11 protein-coding genes are annotated in these 9,671 nt (G+C 65.0%); 3 read left to right on the forward strand and 8 right to left on the reverse strand.

Going from position 1 to position 9,671, the window contains the following annotated elements:
* Positions 1–303: NAD(P)H-dependent oxidoreductase (locus EOA28_RS13635; RefSeq protein ID WP_189342038.1), on the forward strand; the 303-nt coding region annotated here is incomplete at its 5' end.
* A gap of 43 nt (positions 304–346) precedes the next feature.
* Here EOA28_RS13635 and EOA28_RS13640 read toward each other — a convergent pair.
* Both EOA28_RS13640 and EOA28_RS13645 read right to left on the reverse strand, forming a co-directional pair.
* Positions 347–553: a 4-oxalocrotonate tautomerase family protein gene (locus tag EOA28_RS13640; RefSeq protein WP_127252876.1), complete on the reverse strand. Its 207-nt coding sequence runs from the start codon at positions 551–553 to the stop codon at positions 347–349.
* A gap of 178 nt (positions 554–731) precedes the next feature.
* On the reverse strand, positions 732–1,652 hold the full coding sequence (locus tag EOA28_RS13645; protein WP_127252877.1) for an SMP-30/gluconolactonase/LRE family protein: 921 nt from the start codon (positions 1,650–1,652) through the stop codon (positions 732–734).
* 292 nt (positions 1,653–1,944) lie between these two features.
* Here EOA28_RS13645 and EOA28_RS40190 point away from each other — a divergent pair, with 292 nt between their 5' ends.
* The gene (locus EOA28_RS40190; protein ID WP_245501520.1) at positions 1,945–2,226 is read left to right on the forward strand and encodes a hypothetical protein; all 282 of its coding nucleotides are present in this window, start codon (positions 1,945–1,947) and stop codon (positions 2,224–2,226) included.
* A gap of 38 nt (positions 2,227–2,264) precedes the next feature.
* Here the strand turns inward: EOA28_RS40190 and EOA28_RS13655 are convergent, their stop codons facing one another.
* The 4 genes from EOA28_RS13655 to ccmA all read right to left on the reverse strand — a co-directional run bounded on the left by EOA28_RS13655 (position 2,265) and on the right by ccmA (position 4,692).
* A complete protein-coding gene (locus EOA28_RS13655; protein ID WP_127252879.1) occupies positions 2,265–2,843 on the reverse strand; it encodes a DsbE family thiol:disulfide interchange protein in 579 nt (192 codons plus the stop codon).
* Entirely contained in the window at positions 2,840–3,007 is a 168-nt protein-coding gene (ccmD, locus tag EOA28_RS13660) for a heme exporter protein CcmD (RefSeq protein ID WP_126080438.1), read from the reverse strand. Before ccmD ends, EOA28_RS13655 begins: the two co-directional genes overlap by 4 nt.
* Before the next feature lie 217 nt (positions 3,008–3,224).
* Complete coding sequence (ccmB, locus tag EOA28_RS13665) at positions 3,225–3,890, reverse strand: heme exporter protein CcmB (protein WP_127252880.1); 666 nt, start codon at positions 3,888–3,890, stop codon at positions 3,225–3,227.
* Positions 3,891–4,083: 193 nt separating this feature from the next.
* Entirely contained in the window at positions 4,084–4,692 is a 609-nt protein-coding gene (ccmA, locus tag EOA28_RS13675; RefSeq protein ID WP_127252884.1) for a heme ABC exporter ATP-binding protein CcmA, read from the reverse strand.
* 284 nt (positions 4,693–4,976) lie between these two features.
* Between ccmA and acnA the strand changes: the two genes are divergently transcribed.
* Positions 4,977–7,667 (forward strand): aconitate hydratase AcnA, encoded by a 2,691-nt coding sequence (acnA, locus tag EOA28_RS13680; RefSeq protein WP_128314961.1) that lies wholly within the window; start codon positions 4,977–4,979, stop codon positions 7,665–7,667.
* A gap of 93 nt (positions 7,668–7,760) precedes the next feature.
* On the opposite strand, the gene EOA28_RS13685 is transcribed toward acnA, so the two are convergent.
* On the reverse strand, positions 7,761–8,489 hold the full coding sequence (locus tag EOA28_RS13685) for an SDR family oxidoreductase (protein WP_126078584.1): 729 nt from the start codon (positions 8,487–8,489) through the stop codon (positions 7,761–7,763).
* 24 nt (positions 8,490–8,513) lie between these two features.
* Positions 8,514–9,671 (reverse strand): sugar ABC transporter permease (locus tag EOA28_RS13690; RefSeq protein WP_128314962.1); only part of this gene is annotated, 1,158 nt, incomplete at its 5' end.

Consider the following 9,671-nt stretch of genomic DNA (forward strand, 5'->3'; position numbering starts at 1 on the left):
GAGTACGCGCATGGCGTCCCCGGCGGCATGAAGAACGCGCTCGACTGGCTGGTCTCGCGCGACGCTGCCGTGGGCAAGTCGGCAATGCTGGTCCACGCCTCGCCCCGCTCCCTCTACGCGCGGGCGGCGCTCGCCGAGGTGATGCGGACGATGTCGTTTGCGCTGTATGAAGTGGCGGCGCTGGAAATCACGCTGCTGGGCAAGAAGCCGGGGGAGATTGAGGCGATCCTGGCGGAGGGCGCGAACCGGCAGGCGATGCGTGAGGCGGTGCAGGGTTTCTTGGGGTTTATACGCGGGCGGTGAGTGGCGCATCTTCCCCTTCTCCCCTTGTGGGAGAAGGAAGAAGCTATCCCTTCCGCAGCGTCTCGACATCGGTCTTGCCGACATACCAGTCGCGGGCGTTGACCTCCTCGAACACCACCCAGACATCGTTGTTGCCAAGCCCAGTGGCCTCCACGATGGCCGCGGTCACCTTCTTGGCGATGTCAGCCTTCTTGCCGGCCGGATCGGCGGCGATCACTTCCTTGACGATGCGGATGTTGACGAATGGCATTTTTCTCCCTCCCCTTCAGTTGCTTGCACGGCCGAGACTGTTTCGAAATTCGCTCCGGCGAGTCATATGGTGGTGGTTTCGAGAACCGGAGCGGAGCGGACTTTTAGGTCCGTGAGCACCGGAAGCGCAGGAACCGCCGGCAGATGGCCGCCGGAGTAGAATTTCCAAACAGTCTCGCTCAATATGTCTTCGCCCCGTTGACCATCAGCCGCACCATGTAAAGCGAGGTGGTGCCGGCTATGTAGAGGCAGTTCAGCTTGTTGCCGCCGAACACGCAGTTGGCGGTCACTTCCGGCACCTTGACCTTGCCAATCAGCGTGCCGTCCGGGTCGTAGCAATGGATGCCGTCGGCAGCGCTTGTCCAGATGCGCCCATCGGAATCGAGCCGGAACCCGTCGAACAGGCCGGCCGTGCAGTCGGCAAATACCTTGCCGCCCGAAACCTTCTTGCCGTGCTTGCCGACAGTGAAGGTGCGTATATGCGCCGGGTTCTTCTCGCCATGCGTGCGGCCGGTGTCGGCGACATAGAGCAGGCTTTCGTCCGGCGAGAAGGCGAGCCCGTTCGGCCGCACCATGTCGGTGATGACGGCCTCGACACCGCCGGTCTCCGGATCGACGCGATAGACATTGCAGGCACCGATCTCGCTCTCCGCCTTGTCGCCCTCATAGTCGGTGTCGATGCCGTAGCTCGGATCGGTGAACCAGATCGAGCCGTCGGAACGCACCACCACGTCATTGGGCGAGTTCAGCCGCTTGCCTTTCCATTTGTCGGCGATGGTGGTGATGGAGCCGTCGAATTCCGTGCGGCTGACGCGGCGGCCGGAATGCTCGCAGGTCACCAGCCGGCCCTGCCGGTCGACCGTGTTGCCGTTGGAATTGCCGGACGGCTGGCGGAACACGCTGACGCTGCCGTCGGTCTCGTCATAGCGCAGCATGCGGTTGTTCGGGATGTCGGACCAGACGACATAGCGGCCGGCGGCGAACCAGGCCGGCCCTTCCGCCCAGCGGCATCCGGTGAACAGCTTTTCCACCTGCGCGCTGCCGTTGAACAGGCGCGCGAAGCGCGGATCGAGAACTTCGTAATAATCAGCGGCCGCCATGCGTTTCCTCCCGGCATCAGGTGACGGGCGGATCAAGCCAGCCCGCAGCCATTCTGGCAAGACGGCAGGCCTGTAATTTGTATGACAAAACGGATGAGAACTGCGTGAGCGTGCGCCAAAGGCCGCCATGCCGGATGCAAGGAACCGTTAGCCCACGGTTAACCGGCTATGCGCTGGTTGCAATGGTGCATTGCAACATCTTTCTTTTGCAACGCACCATTCCTATGTCATGCTCGCAATTGTCAGGGAGGAACAACCGGCCGCACCAGTGCGGCATGAAAGGAACCCTGTCATGTTCGACAATCTTGTCTCCCGCGCTCGCGTCAGCATCGCCAAGCGCCGCCAGTACAACCGCCTCGTCGCCGAAATCGAGAACCTGTCCGGCCGCGATCTCGCCGATCTGCGCGCCGACCGTTCCGAGATGCTCTACCAGATCCGCAAGCAGATCTACGCTGAGCGACAGGCCCTCACCCGGACCGCCAACCGAATTGCGAAGGGCAATTCGGGGCAATCCGACCTTTCCCCGAGGGGGAGAGGAACAGGTAAGCGCCGGCGCCAACCTCTTCTCCCCTAGGGGAGAAGATGGCCGCGAAGCGGCCGGATGAGGGGGCGTCAACCCCGCGCCGCCAAGGCCTTCTCAATTTGCGGCAACAGCAGCGTCCTCACGGAGTCGGGTGTCAGCGGCCCGACATGCTTGTAGGCGATCTTGCCGTCCTTGCCGATGACGAAGGTTTCCGGCACGCCGTAGACACCCCAGTCGATCGCCGCGCGTCCGGCCGGGTCGACGCCGATCGCCTGATAGGGATTGCCGAGATCGCCGAGGAAGCGGCGGGCGTTTTCCGGCTGGTCCTTGTAGTTCAGCGCCGCAAGCGTGAAGCGCTTGTCCTGCGACAGGCCGAGCAGCACCGGATGCTCTTCGCGGCACGGCGCGCACCAGGACGCGAACACATTGACCAGCGTCACCCTGCCTGCAAAGCTTTTGGAATCGAGTCCCGGCAGGTTCACCCCTTCCAGCGGCGGCAGGCTGGTCTGCGGCGCCGGCAGGCCGATCAGCGCGGAGGGGATCTCGGCGACATCGCGGCCCGACAGAAGCTGCGACAGGAACAGCCCCGCCAGTCCCAGGAACACCAGTAGCGGCAAAAGCACGAACAAGCGGCGACGCGGCGCCGGAGCTTCGGTCCCGGTGCTCATGGCTTGACGGCCTTGTCCGAACGCCGACGCACACCGGCCGCTTCGAGCGCCGCGAGTTCGCGCTTGCGCGCCCGCTGGTCGAGCAGGATCCAGCCGATCAGCACGGTCAGCACGACGCCCGTGATGGCGTAGGCGGCGGTGACGAACAGGGCGTGCGTGCTCACGTCGACCGCTCCCCATTCTCCGCCATGCCAATCGTTCCGATCATGTCTTTCCTCTGAGCGTTTCACCGTTTGATAGAGACAGTGATCCGCTCCATTTCCTTGTTCTGACGCAATTTGGACGGAAAAACCGCTCGCGCTTTTCGCGGATTGGTCTAGCCCCGCCGCGGCTTTCCCGCAATCGTCTCGGCGCCGCAGCGAAATAAACGTCTTCGTCGCCTCAATCCGTCCCGTGTCGCAGCGCCAACGCCGCCGCCAGGGGCCCAACCACGGCAAGAAACAGCGTCAGCGCGGCAAGAATGAGGAAGGGCTGTAGGAACGGGGCCGAATCGGCGACGGCGCCATAGCTTGCCGAAACGCCGAAGATCAGCACCGGAATGGTGAGCGGCAGCACCAGCACCGAAATCAGCAGCCCGCCGCGCGGTAGCGCCACGGCTACCGCCGCACCCGCGGCGCCGATGAAGGTGATGGCCGGCGTGCCGATGAGCAGCGTCAGCGCCGTGGCGCCGATGCCGAGCGGCTCCATGTTCATGAACAGGCCGAGCAAGGGAGCGGCGACCACCAGCGGCAGCACGCTGCCCGCCCAGTGCGCCAGGCATTTCGTCAGCACCGTCAGCGCCAGCATGTGCCGGTCGCCGTTGAGGACAAGAAGGTCGAGCGAGCCGTCCTCGCGGTCGGCCTGGAACAGCCGGTCGAGCCCGAGCAAGCAGGCGAGCAGCGCCGCGATCCAAAGAATCGCCGGGCCGATGCGCGACAGAAGGTTGAGGTCGGGCCCGACGCCGAACGGTATGGTGACGATGACGGCGAGGAAGAAGATGACGCCGACCAGCGCCCCGCCGCCGGCGCGGATGGAAAGGCGGATGTCGCGGAGGAAGAGGGCTAGCATGATTTGACATGCCTGCGCCCAGGCCCCCCTCTCTGACCTGCCGGCCATCTCCCCCTCAAGGGGGGAGATTGGATGCCACCCCGGCCTTCGCCAATCTCCAGCGTGGCAAGGCCATCGGGGCGCCTGAACTGCTGATCTCCCCCCTTGAGGGGGAGATGCCCGGCAGGGCAGAGAGGGGGGCCTGGCGCAAACATCAACGGGCTACCTTCATTTGCAGCTCGCGCGCCCCTTCCAGCCCCAACGGCAAATGCGTCGCCGCAACCACAATCCCACCGTCGCGCAGATGGCCCCGCATCAGCCCCGCGAACCGCTCCTCCGAAGCCTTATCCAGCCCCGCCGTCGGCTCATCCAGCAGCCATACCGGTCTATGGCTGACCAGAAGCTTGGCGATCGACACCCGCCGCCTTTGCCCGGTCGACAGAAAGCCGAAGGGCAGATGCCCGAGCCCGCCGAGCGCCACCGTCTCCAGCGCCTCCTCGACGCTCAATGCCGGTTCGCCCTGGAAGGCCCGCCAGAAGCCGAGATTCTCCTCGACGCTGAGCGCCGTCTTCATCGCGTTGAGATGGCCGAGATAATGCGAGGCGGAGGCGACCGTCGGGAAAGCCTCGCCACCGCCTTCGACCAGCACCTTGCCCCGGGCAACCGGCAGCAGCCCGGCGACTACCCTCAGCAGGGTCGATTTGCCCGAGCCGTTCGGCCCGGTGACGATGAGCGCTTCGCCCTTGTCGAGCGCAAAGCCGATGCCGGAAAAAACCGCCTCGCCGCCGCGCTCGCCGCCCAGATTTTCGGCGATCAGCCGCATCATTGCCCGTTCCGAAAGCACCGTTTCGCGGCCGTCGCCGCATCGCACAAATTTGCCTTTTGTCTGTCTAGAACTATTCCAGGAAATTCTCTATATGCGGTTCATCCGTGCCAGCGGTCGGCGCGGGAACAGAATTAGCGCCGAACCAGCGCACGCGCCGCCTTGAACGGCTCGGGTTGCTTGGGAGCGGACAGCGGAAATGGCCGTACCCGCACCTTTGCGCGTGATTGCATGCCATCGGCGTCCGTTCCCTTTCAGGCTGAACAGACAAGGACGGATCGCACGTGTCAAAATCCCTCGACAGTTTCAATTGCCGCCGCACCCTGACCGCGGGTGGTGCGGACTATGTCTATTTCGACCTCGTTGAGGCCGAGAAGAATGGCCTCACCGGCATCGCCCAGCTGCCCTATTCTATGAAGGTGCTGCTGGAGAACCTGCTCCGCAACGAAGACGGCCGCTCCGTCACCAAGGTGAGCATCCAGGCGGTCGCCGCCTGGCTGGCCGACAAGGGCACCGCCGGCGTCGAGATCGCCTATCGCCCTGCCCGCGTGCTGATGCAGGACTTCACCGGCGTTCCGGCCGTGGTCGACCTCGCCGCCATGCGCGACGGCATCAAGGCGCTCGGCGGCGATCCGGAAAAGATCAACCCGCTGGTGCCGGTCGACCTGGTCATCGACCATTCCGTCATCGTCGACGAGTTCGGCACGCCGATGGCCTTCGCCCGCAATGTCGAGCTCGAATATGAGCGCAACGAGGAGCGCTACAAGTTCCTGAAATGGGGCCAGCAGGCCTTCCGCAACTTCCGCGTCGTGCCGCCCGGCACCGGCATCTGCCACCAGGTCAATCTCGAATATCTGGGACAGGTGGTGTGGACCAACAGCGAGGATGGCGAGACTGTCGCTTATCCGGACACCTGCGTCGGCACCGATTCGCACACCACCATGATCAACGGCCTCGGCGTGCTCGGCTGGGGCGTCGGCGGCATCGAGGCCGAGGCCGCGATGCTCGGCCAGCCGGTCTCCATGCTTCTGCCGGAGGTCATCGGCTTCCGCCTCACCGGCAGGCTCAAGGAAGGCGTCACCGCCACCGACCTGGTGCTCACGGTCACCCAGATGCTGCGCAAGAAGGGCGTCGTCGGCAAGTTCGTCGAGTTCTTCGGCCCCGGCCTCTCCAACATGACGCTGGCCGACCGCGCCACCATCGGCAACATGGCGCCGGAATATGGCGCGACCTGCGGCTTCTTCCCGGTCGATTCGGAAACCATCCGCTACCTCACCATGTCCGGCCGCGAGGAAAGCCGCATCGCGCTGATCGAGGCCTATTCGAAGGCGCAAGGCATGTGGCGGGATGCCGGCTCGGCCGATCCGGTCTTCACCGACCTGCTTGAGCTCGACCTCGGCGATGTCGTGCCGTCGATGGCCGGGCCGAAGCGCCCCGAGGGCCGCGTCGCCCTCCAGGACGTTCCGGCCGGCTTCGCCAAGGCGATGGAGACCGAATACAAGAAGGCCGCCGAGATCTCGAAGCGCTATGCTGTCGAAGGCACCGGCCACGATCTTGGCCATGGCGACGTCGTCATCGCCGCCATCACGTCCTGCACCAACACCTCGAACCCGAGCGTGCTCATCGGCGCCGGCCTCTTGGCCCGCAACGCCAACCGGCGCGGCCTGAAGCAGAAGCCGTGGGTGAAAACCTCGCTCGCCCCCGGCAGCCAGGTGGTGGCCGAATATCTGGAAAAATCCGGCCTGCAGAAGGAGCTCGACCAGATCGGCTTCAACCTGGTCGGCTTCGGCTGCACCACCTGCATCGGCAATTCCGGCCCGCTGCCGGCGCCGATTTCCAAGACCATCAACGACAAGGGCCTGATCGCAGCCGCGGTGCTTTCCGGCAACCGCAACTTCGAAGGCCGCGTCTCGCCGGACGTGCAGGCGAACTACCTCGCCTCGCCGCCGCTGGTGGTGGCGCATGCGCTGGCCGGCACGGTGACCAAGGACCTGACCACCGAGCCGCTCGGCGAGGGCAGCGACGGCAAGCCGGTCTATCTCAAGGACATCTGGCCGACCTCGGCCGAGATCCAGGAGTTCATCGAGAAGAACGTCACCCGCGAGCTGTTCGCCCGCAAATATGCCGACGTCTTCAAGGGCGACGCCTACTGGCAGAAGGTCAAGGCGCCGGAAGGCCAGACCTATGCCTGGGACGACCATTCGACCTATGTGCAGAACCCGCCCTATTTCGCCGGCATGGGCCGCGCCTTCGGCAAGGTCGGCGACATCAAGGGCGCGCGCGTGCTCGGCCTCTTCGGTGACAAGATCACCACCGACCACATCTCGCCGGCGGGTTCGATCAAGGCCGCCTCGCCGGCCGGCAAGTACCTGACCGAGCATGGCGTCGGCGTCGCCGACTTCAACCAGTACGGCACGCGGCGCGGCAACCATGAGGTGATGATGCGCGGCACCTTCGCCAACATCCGCATCCGCAACCATATGCTGGGCGAGAACGGCCGCGAGGGCGGCTACACGATCCACTATCCTTCCAAGGAGGAGATGTCGATCTACGACGCGGCGATGGAGTACAGGAAGGACGGCGTGCCGCTGGTCATCTTCGCCGGCGTCGAATACGGCAACGGCTCCTCGCGCGATTGGGCGGCCAAGGGAACGAACCTCCTCGGTGTCCGCGCGGTCATCGCCCAGTCCTTCGAGCGCATCCACCGCTCGAACCTGGTCGGCATGGGCGTCATCCCCTTCGTCTTCGAGGAAGGCACCTCATGGGCTTCGCTCAATCTGAAGGGCGACGAGCTGGTCGAGATCGACGGGCTGGACGCGATCAAGCCGCGGCAGAAGATGGTCGCCAAGGTCACCTATGGCGACGGCACGGTGAAGAACCTGCCGATCATCTGCCGCATCGATACGCTGGATGAGCTCGACTACTTCAAGAACGGCGGCATCCTGCAGTACGTGTTGCGCGATCTGGCTGCTTAAGCAGCAAGGGAGTAGGGGAGTAAGGGAATAGGGCAGTAGGGAAAGTCACCCGCTGCCGATCCTCTTCCCCCTACTCCCCTACTCCCCTACTCACTACAAATCATTGCTCTGCGGCAGGATCACCAGATCCCGGATGGTGATGTTTCTCGGCCGCGTCAGCATGAACAGGACGGCTTCCGCGACCTCGACAGGCTGCATCAGCCCGCCGGCCGCCAGCTCGTCCTCAAGCTTCTGCTTCGGCCAATCGCTGATCAGGGCCGTCACCACCGGGCCGGGCGCCACGGCGCCGACGCGCAGGCCGTGCTTGGCGACCTGACGGCGCAGCGTGTGGACGAAGGCCTGGATGGCGTGCTTGGAGGCCGTGTAGACCGGCTCCCAGACGACGGGCACCAGCCCGGCGATCGAGCTGGTGACGATGATGTCGCCAGTCTTGCGTCCGACCATGTGTGGCAGCACCGCATGCACCGAACGGAACACCGAGTTGATGTTGAGATTCAGCATGCGGTCCCAGGCATCCGGATCACCGTTGAGGATCTCGCCGCCGACATAGGAGCCGGCATTTGCGTGGAAAATGTCTAGCTGGCCGGCCTTGTCGAGGATGCCGGGCAGCATGGTCGCCACGCTGGCGGGGGTGGTGAGGTCGATCACCAGTGGGATCGCGCCGTCGCCGAACTCGGCGACGACCTCCTTCAGCCGGTCCTCGGCGCGGTCGACCAGCACGACGCGGGCGCCGGCGGCAAGCATCGCCCTGGCGCATTCGAGGCCGATGCCCGATGCCGCGCCGGTGACCGCGGCGACTTTTCCCGAAAGATCTTGAGCCATGTGTACCCTTCTCGTTTGAACGGATCAGGCGCGGCCGTGCGAGGCACGGGAACGGCGCGCGAGGGAGTCGACGATCACGGCGATGGCCAGAACGGCACCGGTGATCATGTATCGAAGCGACGAGGACAGATCGAGCAGCGTCAGCCCGCTGGCGATCGACTGGATGACGATGATGCCGAGCAGCGCGGAATAGGCGCTGCCGCGGCCGCCGAACAGGCTGGTGCCGCCGATGACCGCGGCCGCGATGGCGTTCAAATTGACGTCGCCGGTGCCGGCCTGCTGGCTGGCGGAAGCGAGCCGGGCGGCTGCAAGCACGCCGCCCAGCGCGGCGAACAGCGAGCACAGGGCGAAGGCGCTGAGATAGATGGCGCGCACCTTGATGCCGGCACGCCGTGCCGCCTCGCGGTTCCCGCCGACGGCGGTCATCGAACGCCCCCATTTGGTCCGGGTCAGCGCATAGTTCATCGCGACGACTAGGCCAACGAAGAGGCCGAACATCCACGGGATGCCGCGCGACTGGTTGAGGTACGCGACGATCAGCTCGAGGCTGATCGTTATGGCGGCGACGCGCAGGACGAGCCCGGCCACGGACGGCGTCGACAGATTGGCCGCGCGTCTGCGCGCGAAGGTGCGAAGCCCGCTGACCAGCATCGCCAAACCCGGGATCGCGGCAAGCGTGTGCGAGACCCATTTCGGCATCACCATCAGCTGGCCGAAATCCACCAGGGCCGAGCCATAGGGCAGGTTGATCGAGCCGGTGGAGCCGAGGATGTAGAGCTGCATGCCCAGCACCGCGAGCAGGCCGGCCAGCGTCGAAACGAAGCTCGGCATGCCGAGGCGGTTGAACAGCAAGGCATAGAGCGAGCCGATCAGGGCGCCGAAGGCCAGCGCGGCCAGGATCGCCAGCGCGACCGGCCAGCCCTGGTTGACCCACAGCGTGCCGACCATCGCCGAGGCGAAGCCGCTGATGGAGCCGACCGACAGGTCGATCTCGCCGACCATCAGCACGCAGACGATGCCGAGCGCGATCACACCGACGGTCGAGCAATCGAACAGGAGATTGACCAGATTGCTGCTCGAAACGAACACCGGGTTGAGGCTGGTGAAGACCGTCCAGATCACCAGTAGACCGACGATGACCGGCAGCGAGCCGAGGTCGCCGCTGCGCACGCGGTCGAGAAA

The sequence above is a fragment of the Mesorhizobium sp. M2A.F.Ca.ET.067.02.1.1 genome (genome assembly GCF_004023285.1).
In the GTDB taxonomy this organism is placed as follows: Bacteria; Pseudomonadota; Alphaproteobacteria; order Rhizobiales; family Rhizobiaceae; genus Mesorhizobium.